Annotated in this window: 19 protein-coding genes and 4 tRNA genes; 7 read left to right on the top strand and 16 right to left on the bottom strand. The window is 59.1% G+C overall.

Annotated features, from left to right (window positions below; genetic code table 11):
* Positions 1 to 22 precede the first annotated feature (22 nt).
* The 7 genes from AC1RJ3_RS16450 to bamJ all read right to left on the bottom strand — a co-directional run bounded on the left by AC1RJ3_RS16450 (position 23) and on the right by bamJ (position 8030).
* Positions 23 to 319, bottom strand: coding sequence for a contact-dependent growth inhibition system immunity protein (locus AC1RJ3_RS16450; protein ID WP_103319937.1), 297 nt, complete (start codon positions 317 to 319; stop codon positions 23 to 25).
* Entirely contained in the window at positions 309 to 5111 is a 4803-nt protein-coding gene (locus tag AC1RJ3_RS16445; protein WP_493079519.1) for an RHS repeat-associated core domain-containing protein, read from the bottom strand. Before AC1RJ3_RS16445 ends, AC1RJ3_RS16450 begins: the two co-directional genes overlap by 11 nt.
* Before the next feature lie 229 nt (positions 5112 to 5340).
* Positions 5341 to 5742: an SEL1-like repeat protein gene (locus AC1RJ3_RS16440; protein WP_054593529.1), complete on the bottom strand. Its 402-nt coding sequence runs from the start codon at positions 5740 to 5742 to the stop codon at positions 5341 to 5343.
* Entirely contained in the window at positions 5743 to 6114 is a 372-nt protein-coding gene (locus AC1RJ3_RS16435) for a hypothetical protein (RefSeq protein WP_019693066.1), read from the bottom strand. It lies immediately after the preceding gene.
* Complete coding sequence (locus tag AC1RJ3_RS16430; RefSeq protein ID WP_071553958.1) at positions 6111 to 6452, bottom strand: helix-turn-helix domain-containing protein; 342 nt, start codon at positions 6450 to 6452, stop codon at positions 6111 to 6113. Before AC1RJ3_RS16430 ends, AC1RJ3_RS16435 begins: the two co-directional genes overlap by 4 nt.
* 115 nt (positions 6453 to 6567) lie before the next feature.
* Positions 6568 to 7023 carry a YkvA family protein gene (locus AC1RJ3_RS16425; RefSeq protein WP_054593530.1) on the bottom strand — a complete coding sequence of 152 codons (456 nt, stop codon included), beginning with the start codon at positions 7021 to 7023 and terminating at the stop codon, positions 6568 to 6570.
* A 293-nt stretch (positions 7024 to 7316) separates the two neighbouring features.
* Positions 7317 to 8030: a BamJ family beta-barrel-assembly machinery protein gene (bamJ, locus tag AC1RJ3_RS16420; protein ID WP_019693069.1), complete on the bottom strand. Its 714-nt coding sequence runs from the start codon at positions 8028 to 8030 to the stop codon at positions 7317 to 7319.
* Positions 8031 to 8300: 270 nt separating this feature from the next.
* Here bamJ and AC1RJ3_RS16415 point away from each other — a divergent pair, with 270 nt between their 5' ends.
* Both AC1RJ3_RS16415 and AC1RJ3_RS16410 read left to right on the top strand, forming a co-directional pair.
* Positions 8301 to 10109 (top strand): di-heme-cytochrome C peroxidase, encoded by a 1809-nt coding sequence (locus AC1RJ3_RS16415; RefSeq protein ID WP_493079518.1) that lies wholly within the window; start codon positions 8301 to 8303, stop codon positions 10107 to 10109.
* Between the two features lie 28 nt (positions 10110 to 10137).
* A complete protein-coding gene (locus AC1RJ3_RS16410; protein ID WP_493079517.1) occupies positions 10138 to 11274 on the top strand; it encodes a catalase family protein in 1137 nt (378 codons plus the stop codon).
* A 140-nt stretch (positions 11275 to 11414) separates the two neighbouring features.
* Here the strand turns inward: AC1RJ3_RS16410 and AC1RJ3_RS16405 are convergent.
* From AC1RJ3_RS16405 to AC1RJ3_RS16390, 4 genes are all read right to left on the bottom strand, one after another.
* Positions 11415 to 11491, bottom strand: a tRNA-Asp gene (locus AC1RJ3_RS16405).
* A 19-nt stretch (positions 11492 to 11510) separates the two neighbouring features.
* Positions 11511 to 11586 (bottom strand) — tRNA-Val (locus AC1RJ3_RS16400).
* 186 nt (positions 11587 to 11772) lie between these two features.
* Positions 11773 to 11849, bottom strand: a tRNA-Asp gene (locus AC1RJ3_RS16395).
* 19 nt (positions 11850 to 11868) lie between these two features.
* Positions 11869 to 11944: transfer RNA gene (locus AC1RJ3_RS16390), tRNA-Val, on the bottom strand.
* A gap of 160 nt (positions 11945 to 12104) precedes the next feature.
* Here AC1RJ3_RS16390 and rdgC point away from each other — a divergent pair.
* The 3 genes from rdgC (at position 12105) to sugE (ending at position 14575) form a co-directional block, all read left to right on the top strand.
* On the top strand, positions 12105 to 13025 hold the full coding sequence (rdgC, locus tag AC1RJ3_RS16385; protein WP_095147961.1) for a recombination-associated protein RdgC: 921 nt from the start codon (positions 12105 to 12107) through the stop codon (positions 13023 to 13025).
* A 145-nt stretch (positions 13026 to 13170) separates the two neighbouring features.
* Positions 13171 to 14136 (top strand): bile acid:sodium symporter family protein, encoded by a 966-nt coding sequence (locus AC1RJ3_RS16380; protein ID WP_489111545.1) that lies wholly within the window; start codon positions 13171 to 13173, stop codon positions 14134 to 14136.
* A gap of 118 nt (positions 14137 to 14254) precedes the next feature.
* Complete coding sequence (gene sugE / locus AC1RJ3_RS16375; RefSeq protein ID WP_347927727.1) at positions 14255 to 14575, top strand: quaternary ammonium compound efflux SMR transporter SugE; 321 nt, start codon at positions 14255 to 14257, stop codon at positions 14573 to 14575.
* Positions 14576 to 14666: 91 nt separating this feature from the next.
* Here sugE and AC1RJ3_RS16370 read toward each other — a convergent pair whose 3' ends face one another.
* The 3 genes from AC1RJ3_RS16370 to AC1RJ3_RS16360 all read right to left on the bottom strand — a co-directional run bounded on the left by AC1RJ3_RS16370 (position 14667) and on the right by AC1RJ3_RS16360 (position 19128).
* The gene (locus tag AC1RJ3_RS16370; protein WP_054593536.1) at positions 14667 to 16541 is read right to left on the bottom strand and encodes an MFS transporter; all 1875 of its coding nucleotides are present in this window, start codon (positions 16539 to 16541) and stop codon (positions 14667 to 14669) included.
* An 84-nt stretch (positions 16542 to 16625) separates the two neighbouring features.
* Positions 16626 to 17777 (bottom strand): TDT family transporter, encoded by a 1152-nt coding sequence (locus tag AC1RJ3_RS16365; RefSeq protein WP_493079516.1) that lies wholly within the window; start codon positions 17775 to 17777, stop codon positions 16626 to 16628.
* Between the two features lie 154 nt (positions 17778 to 17931).
* The gene (locus tag AC1RJ3_RS16360) at positions 17932 to 19128 is read right to left on the bottom strand and encodes an MFS transporter (RefSeq protein ID WP_493079515.1); all 1197 of its coding nucleotides are present in this window, start codon (positions 19126 to 19128) and stop codon (positions 17932 to 17934) included.
* Positions 19129 to 19219: 91 nt separating this feature from the next.
* Between AC1RJ3_RS16360 and AC1RJ3_RS16355 the strand changes: the two genes are divergently transcribed.
* Together AC1RJ3_RS16355 and AC1RJ3_RS16350 are read left to right on the top strand one after the other, a co-directional pair.
* Positions 19220 to 19759, top strand: coding sequence for a TetR/AcrR family transcriptional regulator (locus AC1RJ3_RS16355; RefSeq protein ID WP_347927730.1), 540 nt, complete (start codon positions 19220 to 19222; stop codon positions 19757 to 19759).
* A 140-nt stretch (positions 19760 to 19899) separates the two neighbouring features.
* Positions 19900 to 23370 carry a hybrid sensor histidine kinase/response regulator gene (locus AC1RJ3_RS16350; RefSeq protein ID WP_103319536.1) on the top strand — a complete coding sequence of 1157 codons (3471 nt, stop codon included), beginning with the start codon at positions 19900 to 19902 and terminating at the stop codon, positions 23368 to 23370.
* 18 nt (positions 23371 to 23388) lie between these two features.
* Here the strand turns inward: AC1RJ3_RS16350 and AC1RJ3_RS16345 are convergent, their stop codons facing one another.
* The gene (locus AC1RJ3_RS16345; protein ID WP_162491276.1) at positions 23389 to 24753 is read right to left on the bottom strand and encodes a DNA recombination protein RmuC; all 1365 of its coding nucleotides are present in this window, start codon (positions 24751 to 24753) and stop codon (positions 23389 to 23391) included.
* Positions 24754 to 24928: 175 nt separating this feature from the next.
* The gene (locus AC1RJ3_RS16340) at positions 24929 to 25252 is read right to left on the bottom strand and encodes a hypothetical protein (protein WP_054593543.1); all 324 of its coding nucleotides are present in this window, start codon (positions 25250 to 25252) and stop codon (positions 24929 to 24931) included.
* Positions 25253 to 25410 lie beyond the last annotated feature (158 nt).

The following is a 25410-nucleotide window of genomic DNA, read 5'->3' as shown; positions in this document are numbered from 1 at the left end:
AGATCTACATATCAAATATCGCTCACTCGCCAAGAATACTAACAACATGATTCAACCACACTTCCCCCGATTCCCATTCATGCCAGTAGCAGTAACAGCAGCTCATATTTTTCAGCAGAAACTCTCTTAACTCAAGCTCACACTTATGCATCTCTAGCAGAGTAGAAATTTCATTTTTCACTCCTGAAATGGCCTCCACGGTAGAGTCGGATAGAAAAGACCTTACAACATCATCAGCCGCCTCATACTCACACATCCAATCCTCATTAAAATAGGCTCCCAAGAACTGATAAAGCTGTGAAAAAGAATCATCGATCACTTGCATACCCCGTTAATATATTGTACCCAGTCGGCGAATTTGGCGCTCTCTGAAGTATCAATTTGACGATAGATAAAGGCTCGAGTTTTCCACTATGACGAACGACTCCAACGCCTATTGGTACTGGCATTTGCTGCGCAATAACAAGTTTGCGCGCTCTACCGCTCAGAAAATCATCAATTATCTCCTCATTTTTAGCTATAACACTTAAAACTGTTGACTCAGCAGCAGCCCTATTTGGAAACGTCGATGCTATTGGTATATGTGGCTCGGCATTGAGCCTGTCTCGCAACTGCACCTCTGTCCGACCGACATGCTTCGCAATAAGATGCCCTCCTTGAGCCTCATGTGCCGCTAAACCTCCACCCGGAACAATCTCGCTAAATGGTCCATCCGCCTCTATCTCTCCAGGGCATCGGCATGACAACCCCAACGGATCCACCCACCCCGTCGGATTCGGGGTGTACTGATACCCGTTTAACCCACCCGCCAGCTTGCTCGGATCCGGCGTCAGGTAGCGGCCAATGTCCGGATTGTAGTAGCGATGCCGGTTGTAGTGCAGGCCTGATTCAGCATCGAAATACTGCCCCTGAAAGCGCAACGGCTGCTCGAGCTGTTCTTCACCGAAGTGCTTCAGGCTGGCGAGTTTTCCGTAGGCCTTGTAGGTCGCCGACCAGACGATCTCGCCACCGTAATCCGTCAGTTCCTGCGGGGTACCGAGGTGGTCGAGTTGGTAGTAGAACGGGCAGGCCTTGCGCGGACCGAAGCCGTCGAGCATGGCCAGGGGGCGGAAGCTGCCGGGTTCGTAGAGGTAGCTGCGGTAGTGTTCTTTGCCGCGTTCGGCGACGAGGTTGTCGCCCTGCCAGAAGAACTCGGTGGTGCGGCCGCCAACGGTTTTGGCGATGCGCCGACCGAAGACGTCATAGCGGTAGCTGGCGGTTTTGCCATCCGGCAGCGTGATGCCGATCAACCGGTGCTGGCAGTCGTAGCGGTATTCGGTGACGAGTTTCTGCGCGGTGCCGCGGCGCTCAAAGATCAGATTGCCGAAGGTGTCGTAGTCGTAATGGCGGTCGCCTTGCAGCAGCAGGCGGTTGCCTTTGATCGTCGCCAGGCCCGGGCGATCGTGCATCTGCAGGTTGCCGGCAGGGTCATGGGCAAAGCTTTCCTGCTGTGGATCGCGAGAGTGGCGGACGCGAACCAGGCGGTTCAGCGGATCGTAGTGATAGTTGCGCTGGCCGTGACGACTGTCGGCAATGAAGTCGAGGTTGCCGTTGGCGCTGTAGGCGTAATCGCGACGATGGCGTGGCTGCTCAGCATGAGAAACCGCGTGGGCGTGCAATCGACCCTGCTCATCGTAGAGATACCGACTGAGCAGTTGACCCTGCTGGCGTTGCTGTTCGCGTCCCGCGTCAAAGACGTGCGTGGTCAGCCGCGTGCCGTTGAGGTCGATAGCGCTGAGCGCGCCGCCCTTGGCGTGGTGGTAGTCGAGTGTGCTGTTGTCCGGCAGGCGCAGGTGATCGAGTTGACCGCAAGCGTTGTAGCGATAACGCAAGGTGCCCCAACCCTGATGCTCAGTGATCAGTCGGTCTTGCTGGTCGTACTCGAACTCCAACGGGTGGTCGCGACCGTCATCGATGCTGACCAGACGACCAAGGCTGTCGTAGCGATAGTCGACCTTCTGGCCATCGGGCAAGGTCTTGACCAGCAAGCGCCCCGCCGCATCGCGCTGGTAAGCGGTGATCAGCGTTGAGCCGTCATCGCCGAACTCGGTTTTCTCCAGCAGATGGCCGTTGAGGTCATAGCGGTACGCGGTGCGCCGACCATCAAAACCGGTTTCTTGCTCGATCAGTCCGTTGGCGCCGTACGCCAACTGATACTTTTCGCCTACCTCGTTTTCAATTTCGCTGAGCAACAACCGCGCGTTGTCGTAGCGATAGTGCAACTGGCTGCCGTCGGCATTGATGCGACGGCTGACCAGATGCAGGTCATCAGCGTATTCGTAGCGCGTGACCTGGCCCGACTCATCGCGTTCGGCGATGAGTTTTCCGTAGGCGTTGTAGCTGAAGGCGCGGGTGACACCTCCAGGCAAAGTGGTCTGGATCAGCCGGCCGAGAACGTCCCATTGATACTGGGTGACCGCACCCTGTGCATCCTGACGACGGCTTTGCCGGCCCAATGCGTCGTAAGCGAAATACCGCCGGCCACCGTCCGGCAGTAGCTCTTCGGTCAGTTGCCCGAGGCTGTTCCAGACAAGGAGGTGACAACTGTTATCCGGATAGCGGATCGACAGCAGTCGCCCTCGATCATCGTACTGGTAATGGGTGACATGCCCATCAGGGTCGATTTGCTCAGCGATATCACCCTGGATGTTTCGCTGGTACTTCCAACGCGCCTTGCCCCGACGCATCACCCGAACGAAACCGTTGTGATACTCGTAGTAAGTCGGTTCGTCTTCTGGCGGAATGACCGCCAGCAACCGCCCGGCGTCGTCATAAGTGTATTGGGTGACACCGCCGAGAGGATCTTTCTCGGCCACCAACTGACCGTTATCGTCGTAAGCATTGAGGTGTTCGGCCCCGCCCGCCTCGACCTTGCGCACCAGCCGCGCCTGCTGGTCGTGGACGTAAACCTCTTGGCTGCCATCGGCGTTGTGCAGCGTGACGCTGCCGTTATCGTCCCAGGCATAACGGGCGTCCATCTGCGCAAAACTCGCCCAGTGCCGCACGCATCGGGCGGCTTTGCCTTCGCGCTCCCATTCCCAGAAAAAACTCGCGCCGCCAGCCAGTTGCCGCTGGAGAATCACCGCCTGATTGTCGTAGTCGTAACGCTCGCTTTCGCCTGCGGCGTTGATGGCTTCGATCAGCCGATGGCAGTCGTCATAGCGATAGGCGACCAGCGTTTGCTCGGTCTGCCAGGCTTCATCGGCACTCGCAGCCGCGCGATAGACTTGATAGTCGACGGCGATCAGATGTCGCCGGTCGTAACACAACAGCAAGGCGCGACCGGCGCCGTTGTCCAGACGTTTGATCCGCGCCTGGCGATCGCGGGTGATACGCAGGCGGTTGTTGTAAGGGTCGCTGATGGCCGTGAGGTTACCGTCACGAAAATGGTAGAACCGTGTCGCCTCACCGGCCTGAGCGAGGATCAGTTCATCGACGTCGTCACCCAGATAAATCGCTGCACGGGACAAACTGTTGTGGATCGCCGGACGCTCGACGCTCGGTCTCGGAAATCGTGTGCGGCGGTTTTCGTGGTCGATCCAGATGACGTTGTCGCCGTCGATTTCCAGGCGATGCGCCAACGAGTGGCTCCAGCCAAAGCCCAATCCGCTATCGATTTCGACTGCGCTGGTGCGGTACAACCGGGTGAAGGCGAACGGCAGCACACCATCGAGCTCGCCATCGGTGAGGGTCAGCAGTTCTTCGCCAGTGACCATCGACACCGGGCAGTTGTGGGTGGCGGTTTTATCTGCCGAATCGGCGCTGTCGCCGTTGGGGTTTTTCGCCTGATCCGGGGCGTTGTCGTGATGCTCCTGCTTGCTCAGGCTGGTCTTGGGCCCAGACTTGTCGCGGGCGATGGCCGCAGGGTTTTTCACGTAAAGGATCGACGCTTCACCGGGGGTAATCTTCAGCGGCCCCCGGGGTGTTGGCGCCAGCGACGCATTTCGGGCACTCATCATCAGCGGCTTGAGCGCATCGGCATGACTGCTGAAACGCTGATTGCTCGACACTTGCGCCAGTCGGATGCTCAAGGCTGCCAGCCACTGTCGAGCACGCGGCGACTTGATCTTCCCCAGCACTTTGGCGCCCACACCGGCCCCAACGCCCATCGGTCCGGTCACGCAAGCCAGGAGCAATCCAACCAACACGCCTGTACGTATTTCGGCCATTACTTCGGCTTCGTACTGCGGCGGTAGCATCCGCAACCAACTGGTGACGGCCGTCAGATAGATGAACAGCAACGGTTCATCGCTGAGCACCAGCAAACCATTGGCAATCGCTTCTGTGGAAGCGTTGAGCAGAGTTTCGAGCTCGGCCTGGGTCAGGTACTCAAGGAGCTTTTCACTGTTGGCTTGCAGGTCGGCCAGCAGTTGATAGAGCTGCTGAACATCGTCCCAGAGGTCGAGCAAGGCGCTTTCAACACCCCGTTGATCAGCCTGCTGCAACGCGTTGTAGCGCTCGATAAAACCGCTTTGCGAAAAGCTCGCCCACAACGGTTGAAACTCGTTCGTCCACTCGCTTTGCAGCCAGTCCTCAAGCTCGGTAATGGTGGTTTGATAAGAGGCGTAGAGTGCCTTGACGTGGTCTTGAGTGACGTTGGGGTAAAAGGTGATTCGGTGCCGCTGGCCACGCCAGCATTCGGGGACTTCGAGGATGCCGCCAGGGCCGATAACTGCGTGGACCGGCTCGCCGACCACCTCATCCCCTCCCGGCCCATCGATCAATGCTTCGAGCATCACCGGGGTATTGCCGATCGGCACAAAACGCGCCGCCTCGAACATGTGCACCAGGGTCAACGATCCGCCGGCCGGACAGGACGCAACGGTGGCGCTGATCGGAGTGGTCGAGTTTTTCGGTGCACTGAGGCTGACGTCGTTGCCAACCTTGAACACCTGCTCGACATCCAGCGCTGCGCCCGTCCAGAAACTTTCGGCCCAGGAATCGTAGTCACTGAGGCAGTGCCGAAAGTCGTTGAAGACGGCTTGAATGTCCGGGCTTTTCGGGTTCAGCGCAGCAATGACCAGATGGCCAATGGCAGTGTTCAAGGCCTGCAGTTTTTTTGGATCGAGCATTCTCAATCTTCGCGCGGTCACTGTGGGACGCGAGACTGTGCGGGGATTGCGCGGGGAATGAAGTCAGGACAAACGGAGGATGATGTAGGGTATTTCGTTAAAGCGAAGGGGATGGCTCAATCAAGCAGAACGGGCACTGCTTGATCGGCGAATACTTTACAAACACCTGTAGGAAAGTGGCTCACCCGCGATCGCAGGCAAACCGGATCAGCCGGTGCGAGAGTGGCCGTCAAGCATCACGTGACGCCAGTTCCTTGAGCTTGATCTCGGCCAGCGGATGTCCGGCTTTGGCCGCCATCTGCCACCAACGCGCCGCCTCCGCAGCGTCAGGGGCCTTGCTCGGTGTTCCGGCAAGGCTGATCACGCCAACCTGATAGGCTGCTTTAGCGTCCCCCGCCAATGCGGCAAGGCGCAACAAACGTACGCCTTCTTCACGGGCGCCGAGACCTTGGCCACGGAACGTCAGGATGTGGCCATAGAAGCTTTGCGCACCAACATCACCAAGGTTCGCCATGCGCGCGAACTGGCCTTCAAGCCAGCTCCAGCCGCGAGGCTGGCGGACAAACCATGACCAATGAAACAGCCTGCGTGCCAGCCAGTAACTGGCACGGGCCTTGAGTCGCCAGAGCATTCAGGCCTCCGCAGATTCGGGGTATTCGTACTCAAACACCCGTACCACTTCCGACGCATGCCAGGACGCGGCAGCCACGCCATCGGAAGGCCCGGAGAAACGCCCCAGTCGCTCGACGCATTCGAAGAACCCGGTGCGCGGCAGACGGCTAGCGCCTTGGCTGATGACCAGCGAGCTGCGCAGCGGCTGCTCGGCCCGTGCATCCAGAGCTGCCAGGTGCTCAAGCGCGGCAGTCAGGGTTTGCATGGCCGGGCTTGGCAACTGCAAACGCTCAAGCAAAGCGCGATAAGTCAAAAGATGACGCTGGCGACGGGCCTGATCCAGCTCGCCGATTAAACCGTCCCAATGCTGACGACTGATGCGTACGCTCACGATTCATCCCTCCATCCCGGCACCGTCAGTTCCCAGGCCAGGCTGCGGCGAATCGCTGCGTCAGGTTGACGCTCGCCACTTTCGATCAAGGCCAGGTAAGACGGGCTGATGCCTACCGTGCGGGCTAGCGCCTCAATGGCGATGCCCTTCCCTTCGCGCAAACTGCGTAGTTGATCCAGACCTGGAAGAACCTGGTCTGCTGTGGCCGCGTGACGGACTGTCGCTTCACGCGGTGGTTGTTCAGTGACGCCTGCTGCTTTCAATAACGCTTGATACTGAGCCCACGGCAGAACCGCATATTCGGGTTCGCCATCACGTGCAATTATCTGAATATCCATGACTACCCCGTAGGACAACAACACTTAGCGAGTCAGCACTTTTCCTTAGAAGTGTAATCCTAACAGCCGATAAGGTCGCGAGGGGCGATCAATCTGTGGATGAACCTGATTCAACTCAGGTTTTTTTCGGGCCTTGCAGTTGTAATTGCTCCGGCGTATCAGGCAAGCGCTCCACGACCGCAAGCTTTTCTGGACTCTGACGGTCGCGCCAGGCACGGAAAGCGTTCAGTTCGTCATCGAGGGTTTTCAAGACCCAGGCCAGCACGGCGATGTCATCGAGCATGCCAAATACCGGGATAAAATCCGGGATCGCGTCGAGCGGGCTGAGGAAGTACATCAGCCCCGCCACCACTATCAGCATCGATTTGCGACTGATGTCCCGATACTCACCGCGCCAGTACGCCAGGCACAATGCCTGCAGCAATCTCAGGTCATCTTTAAGCTTGCCCAAACGGTTACCCTGGCTCGCCCCTTTTCTGGCTACGGCAAACAACAGGGCCGGTAATCGCCCACGACTGAGCAACCTTCCCGCCAAGGGTAAAAATCGAGCGAAGTTCCAAGGTGCTTTCATCATCTCTCCCGCTGAAATGTTATCCACACAAATTGTGGATAACCTTGTGAACAGAGCCGCTTTTCACGCCTGAAGGCCACGTCCTACAAGGGCTAAGCTCAGATCGGGCGTTTTTTACTCACATAAAAAAACCCAATATTTCATTGACTTGGCAACCTACAGCGTTTAGCTGCGGCACCCTCAATGCTGTGACTCCACTCCACCGCGTCCGTTCGCTTGAATTGTCGACCACCGAACGCCAGATGCAACAACGCCCCGCATGAACGGGGCGTTGTTTTTATAACAGACGCTGATTACTTGGCAGCGTCTTGTTTTGCCGGATCTTTGATCGCCAGCAGTTCCAGGTCGAATACCAGCACCGAGTTGGCCGGGATTGCCGGGCTAGGGCTTTGTGCACCGTAGGCCAGATCGCTAGGGATGTACAGTTTGTACTTCTCGCCGACGTGCATCAGTTGCAGACCTTCAACCCAACCCGGGATCACGCCGCTAACCGGCAGATCAATCGGGCTGCCGCGCTCGACGGAGCTGTCGAATACGGTGCCGTTGGTCAGCTTGCCAGTGTAGTGGACAGTCACCACGTCAGTCGGCTTAGGCTGTGGGCCATCGGCTTTCTTGACCACTTCGTACTGCAGACCCGAAGCCGTGGTAACGACACCCGGCTTCTTCGCGTTGTCTTCGAGGAATTTCTTGCCGGCAGCTGCCGACTCTTCGCTCATCTTGGCCAGACGCTCTTCAGCGCGCTTTTGCAGCGCAGCGAAAGCTTCGACCAGTTCGTCATCCTTCAGTTTCTGTTCTTTCTTGCCAACGGCATCTTCGATGCCTTGGGCTACCGCTTTGGAGTCCAGGTCATCCATGCCTTCCTGAGCCAGGCTCTTGCCCATGTTCAGGCCAATACCGTAGGAAGCTTTTTGCGCCGGGGTTTTCAGCTCGACGCTGGTCTGCGAGTCACAACCCGCAAGTACCAGGCTAACCAGGGCCACCGCCGCCGCCAACCGATGCTGTTTCATGCTATTTCCTTGTTCATGCGCCTAAAGGGCAATCGAATAAAGCCGCGAGCTTATCAGGCCGCCACGACCAATGGCTACCGGCATGAGAGCAGGAAAGCTCCGATAAGTTCAGGTCTTTTAACGCATTTTGCAAGCGCTGGTCATGAAGCTTCTGTCAGCTTCTTCTCAGCGCAATAAACGCCGGTTCCTACAGCGTCCGGCGTAATGGCCACTTGCCTCGCACCTGGAGCTAAGGCATAACAAGGCTATAAATCAACAAGGATGTTTAACGTGCGCCTCTTGATCCGTGTGCTGTTGCTGATAATCACCCTGCTGGCAGTCGCTCTGGCGGTGGTCCTGTATTACGTCGCCAACCCGAAGCTACCGGCCTATACGCCAGTCGAGCAGGTGAACTACCTCGAGCAATGGGACGCCGCCGACCGCCAGACCTACTACTTCACACCACAGGGCACACAGGTCAAAGGCCTGCGCTACAACTGGTTCACAGCACTTGAACTGCCATTCTCGGAGCAACGCTTTGCCACGCCCGAATACCTGGCGCGTTTTGGTTTTTTGGTAGATCCGGCCCAAAAAGCCACACCCAACAACCCCGGCAACCTGCCCGTCGGTTTCGCCCGCCATCAGAATTCAGACAGTAAAGAAGAGTTTCTGGATGTTACCTGCGCTGCCTGCCACACCGGCGAGCTGCGCTTTAAAGGCCAGGCGGTGCGCATCGACGGCGGCTCGGCACAGCACGTATTGCCTTCCAGTGTCCCCACTCTGCGCGGCGGCAGTTTCGGTCAGGCATTGGTCGCAAGCCTCGCCTCGACCTACTACAACCCCTGGAAATTCGAACGCTTTGCACGCAACGTGCTGGGTCAGGACTATGACGCCCAACACTCACAACTGCGCCAGGACTTCAAAACGTCGCTGGATACCTTCTTGCACGCTGCCTGGAATGACACCCACCGCGGCCTTTATCCCACCGAAGAAGGCCCCGGCCGTACCGACGCTTTCGGCCGTATTGCCAACGCCAGTTTCGGCGACGCTATTTCGCCGAATAACTACCGAGTGGCCAATGCCCCGGTGGACTATCCGCAGTTGTGGGATATCTGGAGCTTCGACTGGGTGCAATGGAACGGCTCAGCCCAGCAACCCATGGCGCGCAACATCGGCGAAGCCCTGGGCGTCGGCGCGACGCTGAACTTCTTCGATGCCGCCGGCCAGCCGCTCAAGGGCGATGATCGCTACCCTTCCAGCGTGCGAGTACGCGACCTGCAACTGATCGAAGAAACCCTGAAGCGACTCAAACCTCCGGCCTGGCCCGAAGCATTGCTCGGCAGCATCGACAAACCACTGGCCGCCAAGGGCCGCACGCTGTTCGCCGAAAACTGCGCCGCTTGCCATGTACCGAACGTGACAGTGACCAATGGTCGGCCTGAGCAGAAATTGAAAATGTTGCCGGTGGACGTCATTGGTACCGACCCGGGGGCCGCCAACAACATCGCCGACCACCGTTTTGACCTGAGCCCGCTCAAATGGGACGTGGCCGAACTGGCGAAACTGGACGTCAAACTGCACCCGACACCTACCGGGCCACTGGACCTGAGCAAACTCTCGGTTGCCAAAGGTCTGGCCTACGTGACTGCCTTCGTCGAGAACCGCGCTTACCGTGACGCCAACGTCACACCTCAAGAGCGCCCCGACATGGATGGATACGGCCTGCCGATTGGCGTTCGTGAACTACGTGCCTACAAGGCACGACCGCTGGCGGGCGTCTGGGCGACGCCACCGTTCCTGCATAACGGTTCAGTACCGAACATCTACCAACTGCTCTCGCCGCAGGATGAGCGTGCAGCCACCTTCTATAGAGGCACGTTCGAATACGACCCACAGCACCTGGGTTATCGCACTGAAGCCTTCAGCAACGGTTTTGAGTTCGACACGCGAATCACCGGCAACCACAACAGCGGTCACGAATTTCGTCCAGGCGAACGAGGCAACGGGGTCATCGGCCGACTGCTGCAACCCCAAGAGCGCTGGGCGCTGGTGGAATACCTGAAGGTGCTCGGCGGGCCTTTGGAGTCGCAACTACCATGACCATCACCGCAGCAAAAAGGATTCATGCATGTTGATCACACTTTGGCTGCGCATCGGCGTATTGCTCGGCAAGACCCTGCTGCTCCTGTTGGGGCTCGGTTTGCTGGCCTGGGCGGTGGCGACAGCCTGGTTCGCCTGGCATCACAGCGGTCCGGTCTCTGCCAAAGAACAGATTCCGGCGGGTGAAGCGGCAATGACGCGGGACATCATCCAGACTGCCGTGCGCATCGTCGACCAGCACCGCGAAAACGCTCGTTTCCTGCGCGATGCCCACGCCAAGGCGCATGGCTGCGTAAAGGCCGAGGTTCAAGTGCTGGCCGACCTCACGCCTGAACTGCGTCAAGGTGTCTTTAGCGAGGCCGGCAAGACCTGGCAAGCCATCTTGCGACTGTCCAACGGTAACGCCTATCCGCAATTCGATAGCGTTCGCGATGCCCGAGGCATGGCGATCAAATTGCTTGATGTACCGGGAACACAGCTACTCAAGGATCAGCAGAACCGTAGTGAGCAGGACTTCGTGATGTTCAACCATCCGAACTTCTTCGTCAGCAATGTCGCCGAGTACCGTCAAAACGTCGCAGCCCAAGCTGATGGCAAGCAAGTCATGGCGTTCTTTCCGAGTTGGGATCCGCGCAGCTGGCAGGTTCGTCACCTGTTCATTGCCTTGGCGACCCTGGCGTCAGCCCCGGCCAGTCCGACCCAGAGCACTTATTTTTCCGTCTCGCCGTATAAATTCGGTACGGCCAATGCCAAGTTCCGCGTTGCGCCAGACCCTGGCAGCTGCCCCGACTACACCCTCCCTGCGCAAAATCAAGCGCTGCCAAACTTTTTGCGCAGTGCGCTGAATCAACAGCTGTCGACGGACCGGGTAGCCGCGTGTTTTGTCTTGCAGATCCAGCGCCAGGACCCGACCAGGTATATGCCGATCGAGGACACCAGCATCGAATGGCGTGAAAGCGATGCGCCGTTCGAAACCGTGGCGCGGATCCGGATCCCCGCCCAGGACTTCGACACGCCAGCACTGAACCTGCAATGCGATAACCAGTCCTTCAACCCCTGGTTTGGCCTGGAAGCTCATCGCCCTATCGGCGGTATCAATCGGCTACGTAAAGCGGTGTACGAAGCGGTCAGTGATTACCGGCACGCGCGCAATGCCGAGCAGTAGTAACCCACAAACGAAAAAAGCGACCAAGGGTCGCTTTTTTATCGGGGACCATGACTTGATAAAACCCCAGACAGCAAAAAGCCCGCATTAAGCGGGCTTTCTGTGGTGACCTGGCGTTCAGTGTTCCAGGTTACCGAATATGGCGCAGCGGACGGGACTCGAACCCGCGACCCCCGGCGTGACAGGCCGGTATTCTAACCGACTGAACTACCGCTGCGCGTAGCGTTGAAAGTAAGTGGTGGGTGATGACGGGATCGAACCGCCGACATTCTGCTTGTAAGGCAGACGCTCTCCCAGCTGAGCTAATCACCCTTTACCTTCGTTGCGGGGCGCATTGTGCCACAAAAATTCATAACGTGCTGATTTAATTAAGAAAAATATTAAAAAAGCTGAATTTCAATGAAACAGTACACATCGCATGGAACTCTTACAACAAAAAGCCCGCGTTAGCGGGCTTTCCGTGGTGACCTGGCGTTCAGCGTTCCAGATTACCGAATATGGCGCAGCGGACGGGACTCGAACCCGCGACCCCCGGCGTGACAGGCCGGTATTCTAACCGACTGAACTACCGCTGCGCGTAACACTGAATGCGAATGGTGGGTGATGACGGGATCGAACCGCCGACATTCTGCTTGTAAGGCAGACGCTCTCCCAGCTGAGCTAATCACCCTTCACGTTCGGTGTGGCGCGCATTCTACGGAGCAGCCCCACCTCTGGCAAGCACTTTTTAAAATAATTTTTTCAGGCCTTCCAAAGGCTTAGCTGAGGGTTGGCCTATGACGCTGCGCGGAGAATAATGCCCCCCTTTGTATAAAGGAGAGACTCACCCCATGTGGTTCAAGAACCTGCTTATCTATCGCCTGACCCAAGATCTGCCTTTTGATGCTGAGGCGTTGGAAACTGCACTGGCCACCAAGCTGGCGCGCCCATGTGCAAGCCAGGAGTTGACCACCTACGGTTTCGTCGCGCCGTTTGGCAAAGGCGAAGATGCCCCTCTGGTACATGTCAGCGGAGACTTCCTGCTGATCGCCGCACGCAAGGAAGAACGCATTCTGCCAGGCAGCGTCGTGCGCGACGCAGTCAAGGAAAAGGTCGAAGAGATCGAAGCCGAGCAAATGCGCAAGGTCTATAAGAAGGAGCGTGATCAGATCAAGGATGAAATCATCCAGGCGTTCCTGCCGCGCGCCTTTATCCGTCGCTCGTCGACCTTTGCCGCCATCGCACCGAAACAGGGGCTGATCCTGGTCAACTCCGCCAGCCCGAAACGCGCCGAAGACCTGCTTTCCACGCTGCGTGAAGTGATCGGCACGCTGCCGGTACGTCCGTTGACTGTAAAAATGTCCCCGACCGCGACCATGACTGAGTGGGTCACCACCCAGAAAGCCGCTGACGACTTCTTCGTACTGGATGAGTGCGAACTGCGCGATACCCACGAAGACGGCGGCATCGTCCGTTGCAAGCGTCAGGACCTGACCAGCGAAGAAATCCAGTTGCACCTGAGCACCGGTAAAGTGGTCACTCAGCTGTCCCTGGCCTGGCAAGACAAACTGTCGTTCGTCCTCGACGACAAGATGGTGGTCAAGCGCCTGAAGTTTGAAGATCTGCTGCAGGATCAGGCAGAACAGGACGGTGGTGATGAAGCACTGGGCCAGCTGGACGCCAGCTTCACGCTGATGATGCTGACCTTCGGCGACTTCCTCCCGGCGCTGGTTGAGGCGCTGGGCGGCGAAGAGACTCCGCAAGGGATCTAATCGCGCTAATGGGCGCCGGCCGAATTGGCGGCGCCTATAAAGAAAAGATCGCAGCCTGCGGCAGTTCCTACAGTAATGTGCGTTCATCTGTAGGCGCTGCCGCAGGCTGCGATCTTTTTACAGACGATATAGGAAGGAACAGGTCATGCGTGCACTGGCAGCACTGAGCCGCTTTGTCGGCAACACTTTCGCTTACTGGGTCTTGATCTTCGCCGTAGTGGCCTTCCTGCAACCGGCGTGGTTCATCGGCCTGAAAGGTGCGATCGTGCCGTTGCTGGGGCTGGTGATGTTCGGCATGGGCCTGACCCTCAAACTTGAAGATTTCGCTGAAGTGGCCCGTCATCCGTGGCGCGTGGCACTGGGCGTGGTCGCACATTTCGTGATCATGCCCGGCGTGGCATGGTTGCTCTGCCAGGCTTTTCACCTGCCACCGGAAATCGCCGTCGGGGTGATTCTGGTCGGTTGCTGCCCAAGCGGCACCTCGTCGAACGTGATGACCTGGCTGGCCCGCGGTGACCTGGCGCTGTCGGTAGCGATTGCCGCCGTCACCACCCTGCTCGCTCCGGTGCTGACGCCTGCCCTGATCTGGTTATTGGCCTCGGCCTGGTTGCCGGTATCGTTCATGGAACTGTTCTGGTCGATCCTGCAAGTGGTGTTGCTGCCGATCGTGCTCGGCGTGGTTGCCCAACGCCTGCTGGGAGATCGGGTGCGCCACGCGGTAGAGGTGCTGCCGCTGGTTTCAGTGGTGAGCATCGTGATCATCGTCGCCGCCGTTGTCGCAGCGAGTCAGGCAAAGATTGCCGAGTCCGGCCTGCTGATCATGGCCGTGGTGATGCTGCATAACAGCTTTGGCTTCCTGCTGGGCTACTTCACCGGACGCGTGTTCAAGCTGCCGCTGGCGCAACGCAAATCTCTGGCCCTGGAGGTCGGCATGCAGAACTCCGGGCTGGGCGCGGCGCTGGCCAGTGCCCACTTCTCGCCACTGGCGGCGGTACCGAGCGCGCTGTTCAGCGTTTGGCACAACATTTCCGGGGCGTTGCTCTCGACGTATTTCCGTCGGATGAGCGAGAAACAGGACCGCGAACTGGCCGCCCGACAAGCAACCGAGTGACCCGGGAACTTGATCCCCGGATTATTAGTGGGCACTATAGTGCGCATCGCGAGGACGACCTCGCGGCTCGATCGAGTTACTAATCTGGGGACGACCCCGTCAATCGATGGAGGTCTGCATGCCTTGGATCATTCTGTTTTTCGCAGGTTTGTTTGAAGTCGGCTGGGCCGTTGGCCTGAAATATACCGACGGCTTCAGCCGCCCTCTTCCCACCGTCCTGACCGTCGGCGCCATGGTAATCAGCCTGGGTCTGCTGGGCCTGGCCATGAAGGATCTGCCGTTGGGCACGGCCTACGCCATCTGGACTGGCGTCGGCGCCGTGGGCACGGTTATCGCCGGGATCATCCTGTTTGGTGAATCCATGGCGCTGTTCCGCCTGGCCAGCGTCGCGCTGATCATCGTCGGGTTGGTCGGGCTCAAAGTCAGCGCCCAGGCCTAGATCGCCATCGCGGGCAAGCCTCGCTCCTACAGATATCTCGTACCTCTGTAGGAGCAAGGCTTGCCCGCGATGAGGCCAGCCAAAACACCCACTATCTAACGGTGCCACGCAATTCGCCGACCAGCGCTTGCAACTGCGCAGGCTGCGCGACTTCAACCGCCACCGCCGGCCCGGCCACCAGGGTCACCCGTGACCAGAGACGGTGGAACAAGCCCTTGTTCGGATCGCGGCTGAAAAAGCTGCCCCACAACCCTTGCAAGGCCAAAGGAATCACTGGCACCGGTGTCTCTTCCAGTATCCGCGTCAGCCCGCCCTTGAACTCATTGATCTCACCATCGACGGTCAGCTTGCCTTCCGGGAAGATGCACACCAGCTCACCATCCTTCAGGTACTGGGCGATTCGCTTGAAGGCCTTTTCGTAAATCTGACTGTCCTCCTGGCGCCCGGCAATCGGAATGGTCCCCGCCGTACGGAAGATGAAGTTCAGCACCGGCAAGTTATAGATCTTGTAATACATCACAAAACGAATCGGCCGACGCACTGCGCCACCAATCAGCAAAGCATCGACGAACGACACGTGGTTGCAGACCAGCAACGCCGCGCCCTCATCGGGAATCAGCTCAAGGTTGCGATGCTGCACGCGGTACATGGAATGGCTGAGCAGCCAGATCATGAAGCGCATGCTGAATTCGGGAACGATGCTGAAGATGTAGACGTTTACACCGATGTTCAGCAGCGACACCACCAGGAACAGCTGGGGAATCGACAGCTTGACGATGCTCAGCAGCACAATCGAGACAATCGCCGAAACCACCATGAACAGTGCATTGAGGATGTTGTTGGCCGCGATCACCCGCGCCCGCTCGTTTTCGGCAGTGCGCGACTGAATCAACGCGTACAGCGGCACGATGTAGAAACCGCCGAAAATCCCCAGCCCGAGAATATCGAACAGCACCCACCACGTCTGACCGAAGCCAAGCACTTCGATCCAGCCATGACCTTGAAGGCTTTGCGGGATGCCCCCGGAGCTCCACCACAGCAGCAAGCCAAACACTGTCAGCCCAAAGGAGCCAAACGGCACCAGACCGATCTCGACTTTGCGTCCGGAGAGTTTCTCGCAGAGCATCGAACCCAGCGCGATACCGACCGAAAACACCGTCAGAATCAGCGTCACCACCGTCTCGTCACCGTGCATCCACTCTTTGGCGTAGGCCGGGATTTGCGTCAGGTAAATCGCCCCGACAAACCAGAACCACGAGTTGCCGACAATCGAGCGCGACACCGCAGGCGTTTGCCCCAGCCCCAGACGCAGAGTCGCCCAGGACTGGCTGAAGATATTCCAGTTCAGCCGCAGTTCAGGGGTCGACGCTGCAGCGCGCGGAATGCCGCGACTGGCCAGATAGCCCAGCACCGCGACACCGATGATCGCCGTGGAGACGATCGGTGCGTAATGACTGGACGACATCATGATCCCGGCGCCGATGGTCCCGGCCAGAATCGCCAGGAAGGTACCCATTTCCACCAGCCCGTTACCGCCCACCAGCTCTTCTTCATGCAGGGCCTGCGGCAGGATCGAATATTTCACCGGGCCAAACAACGCCGAGTGGGTGCCCATGGCGAACAGCGCCACCAGCATCAGCGACAGGTGATCGAACAGGAAGCCGACTGCGCCGACCGCCATGATCGCGATTTCACCGAGCTTGATCAGACGAATCAGCGCGTCCTTGGCGAACTTTTCGCCGAACTGTCCGGCCAGCGCCGAGAACAGAAAAAACGGCAGGATGAACAGCAGCGCACACAGGTTGACCCAGATCGAACGGTCACCCTCGATGGTCAGCTTGTACAAAATGGCGAGGATCAACGATTGCTTGAAGATGTTGTCGTTGAACGCCCCGAGGGACTGCGTAACAAAAAACGGCAGAAATCGCCGCTTGCGAAGCAAGGTGAACTGCGAAGGGTGGCTCATCTTCCATGTCCCTGTGTGGCTTGGATGCTCTTATTGGAATGTCGTACAGCGATCCAGGCCACAACCTTACCTAAACTTTGCGAATTATTTCGCTAATCCGGCAATGCACGGCGAAACAAACAACTCTCCGCGCCAGGCGCCTTGAACAGTGCGCTTGGAAACGATCAGCCACATGATCGCCAACGCGACCACCAAGACACTGCCAAAGAAGCTGAAAAAAGTCAGGTTCAAGGTGCTTGCCAGCTTCAGCGTGGCCAGCGAGTAAACGCCCAGCGGGAAGGTAAACCCCCACCAGCCGAGGTTGAAGGGAATCCCGCCACGCAGGTAACGCAAGGTGATCAGCACCGCCATCAACATCCACCACAAGCCGAAGCCCCACAGCGTGATGCCTGCGACCAGCCCCAGCCCGGCGGCAATTTCACCGATACCCGGCAAGCCGTTGGCGGCGAAAATCGCCGGTGCATCGCTGCCCAGCAACAACATGCCCAACGCCCCGGTGCCGATCGGCCCCAGCGCCAGCCAGCTCGACGCGGCCATGTTTTCGTGGGGCAATTTATGCAGGGCCATGCGCAGCAGCAGGATGGTCAGGATGCTGAACGCCACCGGCAGCGAGAACGCCCACAGCACGTAACTGGTCACCAGCACCACCAATTGCGAGTGGGCGTCTGCCAGATGCGGCGCAAGCAAACCACCGCTGGCCGCCGCGACTTCCGCAGCCACCACCGGCAGCAGCCAGACAGCGGTCATCTGGTCGATGCTGTGTTCCTGGCGGGTGAACATCATGTACGGGATCAACACGCCGCAGGCCAGCGACATGGCGACATCCAGCCACCACAACACCTCGGCCAGGTGCACAACGCCCTCCCCCCAGCGCGGCAGACCGAACAGCAGGAAGCCATTGATGATGGTCGCCAGGCCCATGGGAATGGTGCCGAAAAACATCGAAACCGTGGAGTGGCCGAAAATCCGTCGCGCTTCATCGAAGAAAAACGCCCAGCGCGCGGCATACAACCCACTGAACAGCAGGAACAGGAAAATATTGAACATCCACAGGCCTTCGGCGAAGGCATGCAGGCCAGGAAAAGACACCGGCAATTGGGCGAGCGCCAGGGCCAGGACCCCAGTGCCCATGGTCGCGGCGAACCAGTTCGGGGTGAACTGCCGAATCGCTTCGCGAGGGTGCTGCAAATGGCTCAAAGGCCGGTTAGCGGTTTTGTTGCTGTTGGGGCATTGCATCGTGAACTCCTGTCCTCGGGTGAGGTAGAGCTCATGGTAGAACTGAATCGAATATCTATATAACGGGTAATTTCTCTAACTGTTATCTGTTTTGCAGATATAGATATTAAACACTGCTGCTCGTATCACTCCGCCTGGGAACACCTCTGTCGCGTTAAGGATTATCCGCTACCCCACAGAACTTGGCCGGCCGCTGACGCATCAACCCCAGCAACGCCCCCAACGACAGCACGATCAATACCGCGCCATAGCCATCGGTGGTGGCGACCAGGCCGAAGGTCCGGGTCAGGTTGCCTGCCAACAGCGACGGCAGGCAGAACGCCAGGTAACTCAGCACGTAGAACGCCGACATCAACCCCGCGCGCTCATGGGGCAAGGCCAGCGGTACCACGCTGCGCAAGGCACCGAGAAAGCCGGCACCAAAACCACTGCCGGCCACCAGAGTGGCGAAGAAAAACAGCGGCAGGCTGGCGCTGTGTACGGCGGTCAGAATCAGCGCGATGCCGATCGCCAACAAGCTCGCGCCCAAGCGCAGGACTTTGTCTGCCGGGCGATTGCGCAACGTGAAGATCATCAACGCGCCACTGACCGTCAACACAGCTACCAGGCCGCCGCCGATCAGATTCGAGGTCGAACCGGTCGCCGTACGAACCAGCGATGGCGCCAGTGACAGGAAGAAGCCGCCCACCGCCCAGACCGCCACATTCACCGGCAGCGCCAGCCACAGCGCCCGTCGGGCCTGTGGCGGCACATGCAAGGTGGGTCGCAGCGACGCCCAGGCGCCGGGTAGTCGACTGACACTTTCTGGCAGACGCCAGACGTACAGGGCTTGCAGCAGGAACAGTCCGAACAGAATCCAGTAGGCCAACTGCAACGGTTGCGGCGCGTACTCCGCCAGCAATCCACTGCCCAATGCGCCAAACGCCATGCCCAGAAGCGGCGCAACGCTATTCACCAGCGGGCCTTGCTGCCGGTCAGTATCGAGCAACGCCGCACCGAGTACGCTGGTGGCCATGCCGGTGGCAAACCCCTGAAGCACCCGCGCAGCGATCAGCCAAGCCACACTGTCGGCATTGATAAACAGCAACATCGCCAGCATATCCAGCAACAACGCAGCGAAAATTACCGGCTTGCGTCCCAGATGATCCGACAACGAGCCGACCGTCAGCAGCGCCGCCAGCAAGCTCAAGGCATACACCCCGAAAATCAGCGTCAGGGTCGCCGGAGAAAACTGCAGCACCTCCTGGTACAGGTGATAAAGCGGCGTTGGTGCACTGGAAGCGGCGAGAAAACTCAGTAAGGTGATCGCCAGGAACACCAGACTGGAACGGCTTGAGACTGAACTGGACATGAGCACACTCCGCAAAAGCTAATTTTTTGCTTTTGCGGAGTGTGCTATCGACTTCGGCTTAAAGCAAATTCTTTGTGTTAAGGTTCGACGCATGGCTATTAAAGAAGGTTTACGCCCGGGCGGTCGCAGTGCTCGGGTGCAGGAGTCGATTCATTCGGCAGTCCGCGAACTCCTCCAAGAGCAGGAGCGTTCAAGCGTGACCGTGCCGCAAATCGCCGCCCGTGCAGGCGTTACGCCGTCGACGATCTACCGACGTTGGGGCGACTTGTCGGCACTCTTGGCCGACGTCGCGCTGGTACGTATGCGTCCCGACAGTGAACCGGCCAACACCGGCAGCCTGCGTAGCGACCTGCGCGCCTGGGCCGAGCAGTATCTGGACGAAATGAGTTCGGAGCCCGGCCGCAACATGATGCGCGACGTGCAATCGAGCGCCACGCCGGGGTATTGCGTGAGCATTCTCAGCAGCCAGTTGCAGACGATACTGGACCGCTATCCGAATGAGCCGAAGCCCGGTGTCGACCGACTGATCAACATAGTGGTGGCACCGACAGTGTTCCGCATCCTGTTCGCGTCAGCGGCGCTTGAGGTTGAAGAGTTGCATCGGTTGATCGATATCGCGCTGGCCCCGTAGCTGCTGCGCAAACACGCTACGTATCCACCCTGCGACACCCCGCCGCGCCACGACCTTGGTCGACACTGACGAACCGAAGTGGTCGTGCGAAACTGTCAGACCGGGTTTGCGTCCCGGGTGTCTTTATGCCTGGAGTTACCATGTCGCTGTCCAGCGGGCTGATTGCCGCCGTCGCCCTGGCCTATATGGCCGTCATGTTCGCCATCGCCTTTTACGGTGACCGGCGCAGCACACCGCTGCCGCCGCGTATGCGTGCCTGGGTGTACAGCCTGTCGCTGGCGGTCTACTGCACCAGCTGGACGTTCTTTGGTGCCGTCGGTCAGGCCGCCGAACAACTCTGGTCGTTTTTGCCGATTTATCTGGGGCCGATCCTGCTGCTGGTGTTCGCGCCGTGGGTCCTGCAAAAAATGGTGATGATCAGCAAACAGGAAAACATCACCTCGATTGCCGACTTCATCGCCGCCCGCTATGGCAAGTCGCAATCGCTGGCGGTGGTGGTGGCGCTGATCTGTCTGGTGGGCGTATTGCCCTACATCGCCTTGCAGCTCAAAGGCATCGTCCTGGGGGTCAACCTGTTGATCGGTGCAGGCCCGGATGCCATGGGCACCCGAGCCCTGGACACAGCGCTGATTGTGTCGCTGGTTCTGGCGCTGTTCACCATCGTCTTCGGCACCCGCAACCTCGATGCCACGGAGCACCACCGTGGCATGGTGCTGGCGATCGCCTTCGAAGCACTGGTCAAGCTGCTCGCCTTCCTCGCCGTCGGCGCCTTCGTCACATATGGTTTGTACGATGGCTTCAACGACCTGTTCGATCAGGCCATGCTCGCACCACGCCTGGAGGAATACTGGAAAGAAACCGTGAATTGGCCATCGATGGTGGTGCAGACCGGCGTGGCGATGATGGCGATCATCTGCCTGCCCCGACAGTTCCATGTGACCGTGGTGGAGAACATCGAACCGCAGGATTTGCGCCTGGCGAAATGGGTATTCCCGGCTTATCTGGGATTGGCCGCACTGTTCGTGGTACCGATCGCGCTGGCCGGGCAAATGATGCTGCCAAGCTCGGTACTGCCCGACTCCTTCGTGATCAGCCTGCCACTGGCCCAGGCCCATCCGGCACTGGCGCTGCTGGCGTTTATCGGAGGTGCATCGGCCGCCACCGGCATGGTAATCGTTGCCAGCGTGGCGCTGTCGACCATGGTCTCCAACGACATGTTGCTGCCATGGCTGCTGCGCCGGAAAAATGCCGAACGGCCGTTCGAGGTGTTCCGCTACTGGATGCTCTCGGTGCGTCGGGTGAGCATCGTCGCCATTCTGCTGCTGGCCTATGTTTCCTATCGCCTGCTCGGTTCGACCGCCAGCCTGGCCACCATCGGGCAGATCGCATTTGCCGCCGTGACCCAACTAGCGCCAGCGATGCTCGGCGCGCTGTACTGGAAACAGGCCAACCGCCGTGGGGTATTCGCCGGTCTCGCCGCCGGGACTTTTCTCTGGTTCTACACGTTGATTCTGCCGATCGCCGCCAACAGCCTGGGCTGGTCGCTGCACAGTTTCCCAGGGCTGGGCTGGTTGCACGGCAATCCGCTGAACCTGCCAATTTCCCCACTGACTCAAGGCGTGGTGTTGTCGCTGGCCGGCAACTTCACCTTGTTCGCCTGGGTGTCGGTGTTGTCGCGCACACGGGTCTCGGAACACTGGCAGGCCGGTCGCTTCATTGGTCAGGAGATCAGCACACGGCCGAGCGCGCGCTCGATGCTGGCGGTGCAAATCGACGATCTGCTGCAACTCGCGGCACGTTTTGTCGGCGAAGAACGGGCACGCCAGAGCTTCATCCGCTTCGCCTACCGCCAAGGCAAAGGTTTCAACCCGAATCAGAATGCCGACGGTGAATGGATTGCCCACACCGAACGCTTACTCGCCGGTGTACTCGGGGCGTCATCGACCCGCGCCGTCGTAAAAGCCGCTATTGAAGGTCGGGAAATGCAACTCGAGGACGTGGTACGAATCGCCGACGAAGCCTCGGAAGTGCTGCAATTCAACCGCGCCTTGCTGCAAGGCGCGATCGAGAACATTACCCAAGGCATCAGCGTGGTCGACCAGTCGCTGAAGCTGGTGGCCTGGAATCGTCGATACCTTGAACTGTTCAACTACCCGGATGGCCTGATCAGCGTCGGCCGGCCGATTGCCGACATCATTCGCTATAACGCCGAACGCGGCCTGTGTGGCCCCGGCGAGGCGGAAGTCCACGTTGCCCGGCGCCTGCACTGGATGCGCCAGGGGCGCGCCCATACCTCGGAGCGCTTGTTCCCCAACGGTCGGGTGATCGAGCTGATCGGCAATCCAATGCCGGGCGGCGGGTTTGTCATGAGTTTCACCGACATCACCGCGTTTCGCGAAGCCGAGCAAGCGCTGACCGAGGCCAACGAAGGACTGGAGCGACGCGTCGCCGAGCGCACCCATGAACTGTCGCAGTTGAACATCGCGCTGACCGAAGCCAAAGGTACCGCCGAGTCGGCCAACCAGTCGAAAACCCGTTTCCTTGCAGCTGTCAGCCACGACCTGATGCAGCCATTGAACGCCGCACGGCTGTTCTCGGCCGCCCTCTCCCACCAGAATGACGATCTCTCCTGCGAGACCCGGCAACTGGTGCAGCATCTGGACAGTTCGCTACGCTCGGCCGAGGACTTGATCAGTGACCTGCTCGACATCTCGCGCCTGGAAAACGGCAAGATCAACCCGGATCGCAAGCCATTTGCGCTGAATGATTTGTTCGACACCCTCGGCGCCGAATTCAAGGCGCTGGCGCAGGAGCAAGGGCTGAAATTTCGCCTGCGCGGCAGTCGCCTACGGGTCGACAGCGATATCAAATTGCTGCGGAGGATTCTGCAAAACTTCCTGACCAACGCCTTCCGCTACGCCAAAGGCCCCGTGCTGCTGGGCGTGCGACACAAGGGCGATCAGCTGTGCCTGGAGGTCTGGGACCGTGGCCCGGGGATTCCCGAAGACAAACGCCAGGTTATCTTCGAGGAGTTCAAGCGCCTCGACAGTCACCAGACCCGCGCCGAAAAAGGTCTGGGCCTGGGTCTGGCGATTGCCGACGGCTTGTGCCGGGTGCTGGGTCATCAACTGCAAGTCCGCTCCTGGCCAGGCAAAGGCAGTGTGTTCAGCGTCAGCGTGCCTCTGGCCCATGCTCAAACCAGTGCGCCCGGTACACCAGCCAAACTCAATGGCCGGCTGCCAACAGGCGCGCAGGTGCTGTGTATCGATAACGAAGACAGCATTCTGATCGGCATGAACAGCCTGCTCTCGCGCTGGGGTTGCCAGGTGTATACCGCGCGCAATCGCGATGAGTGCGTCGCCTTGCTCAGCGATGGCATGCGCCCGCAACTGGCGTTGGTGGATTACCACCTCGACCATGGCGAAACCGGTACCGAACTCATGGCCTGGCTACGCTCCCAACTCGGCGAGCCGGTACCTGGCGTGGTGATCAGTGCTGACGGGCGACCGGAGATGGTCGCCCAAGTGCATGCAGCAGGCCTGGAATACCTGCCGAAACCGGTGAAGCCGGCGGCGTTGCGGGCGTTGTTGAGTCGGCATTTGCCGTTGTGATGAAGACAGTCTTTTATTTTATTCCGGCAACTCGGCCAACCCATCGACATCGGTCATCGCCCGCTCCAGCAGATCGGCCGGCAAGCTCTTGCTGGCCCGTGCGCCGAGCAATTTGAGCTGCTCGCTGCGGCTGACCAGATTGCCGCGGCCTTCCGTCAGTTTGTTGCGTGCGGCGCTGTAGGCTTTATCCAGTTGCTGCAAGCGATTGCCAACCTCGTCCAGATCCTGAATAAACAGCACGAATTTGTCGTACAGCCAGCCCGCGCGCTCGGCGATTTCCCGGGCGTTCTGGCTCTGGCGCTCCTGCTTCCACAGGCTGTCGATGACCCGCAACGTCGCCAGCAAGGTGGTCGGGCTGACGATAACGATATGGCGATCGAACGCTTCCTGAAACAGATTTGGTTCAGCCTGCAATGCCGCGGAAAAAGCCGCCTCGATGGGCACGAAAAGTAATACGAAATCCAGGCTGTGCAGACCGTCCAGGCGCTTATAGTCCTTATCGGACAAGCCCTTGACGTGATTACGCAACGACAGCACATGCTGCTTCAGCGCCGCTTGGCCAATCGCGTCGTCGTCAGCCGCCACGTATTGCTGATAGGCCGTCAGGCTGACCTTCGAGTCGACCACCACCTGCTTGTCGCCCGGCAGATAAATCAGCACGTCGGGCTGGAAGCGCTCGCCATCCGGTCCCTTTAGGCTGACTTGAGTCTGGTACTCGCGGCCCTTCTCCAGGCCCGCGTGTTCCAGCACTCGCTCGAGAATCAACTCGCCCCAGTTGCCTTGGGTTTTCTGCCCCTTGAGTGCTCGCGTGAGGTTGGTCGCCTCGTCGCTCAAGCGCAGGTTCAGTTGTTGCAGGCGCTCCAGTTCCTTGGCCAGCGAGAAGCGCTCGCGAGCTTCAGCCTGATAACTTTCCTCGACGCGTTTTTCGAAGGATTGAATGCGCTCTTTCAGTGGGTCGAGCAATTGGCCCAAACGCTGCTGGCTGGTTTCGGCAAAGCGCTGCTCACGCTCATCGAAGATTTTCCCGGCGAGCTCGGCGAACTGCGCCCGCAGCTCATCCCGCGAGCCTTGCAGGTCGCTCAGGCGTTGTTGATGGCTTTCCTGCTGCTCACGCAACTCGGCATTTAACGAGGCGGCCTGCGCGTCCAGCCGCCGCAACTCGGCCTCTTTACTGCTGCGCTCGAGGTTCCAGGCATGGGCCGCGTCACGGGCGTTGTCACGCTCGATCTGTAATAGCTCGACTTCACGGCGCACGGCAGCCAGATCGGCTTGCTTGGCCGCATTGGCCTGACTCAGGTCGCTGATTTCATCACGGCAGGCATCGAGTTGCGCATTAAGCCCGTCCTGCGCCAGTTGTGCAGTCCCCAAGCGCTCTTCAAGCAGCGACAGCTCGGACTGCGCGGTGCTCAGGCGCCGCTGAAGCTGCCACGCCAGCATCAATAACGGTAGCGCAGCACCCGCCAGACCGAGCAACACACTGGTCACGTCCATAGCCATGACGACTCCTGCCGATGAATTAAAGCGCGAAGGTTAACCAAGCCGTCGGGGCTTGGACAGCTCAGTCTTCGATCTGACCGAGTTCCTGCCGGGCACGCCGGTCGCCGGCACGTGCGGCCTGACGCAGCAGGTCCTGGCCAATGCGCCGATCCCGGGCATTGCCGCATTCGCGGCACATCAATTGCCCCAGACGACTTTGCGCAACCACCACCCCTTCACGGGCTGGAGCCTTGAGCAAACGCCCGGCGAAATGTTTGATGTTGGGGTTATCGCCCAGGCGTGGGCTGTCGAGCAACCATTCGGCGACTCGAATCGAAAAGCGCTTGGGTGGGGTGACACCTGAGGTGATGGAGGTAACGGACGTTGGTACTGAGCGAAACTTCATAAAGCACTGCGGGACAAATCGGAAGGCGCGCCACTCTACTCTTTTTTTCGTACGGGTAAAGTCGAAAAAAGCCTGCACGCCCGTCCTAGAGCAAGCGCTTGGGACAATCCACAGAAGCTGTGGATAACTCAGTGGACAACCCACCCTGAACTCGCCAG

It is taken from the genome of Pseudomonas sp. GW822-FHT04C11, from assembly GCF_058800905.1.
The sequence above is the reverse complement of the archived record's forward strand: the minus strand, read 5'-3'. Positions and strand labels throughout refer to the sequence as shown.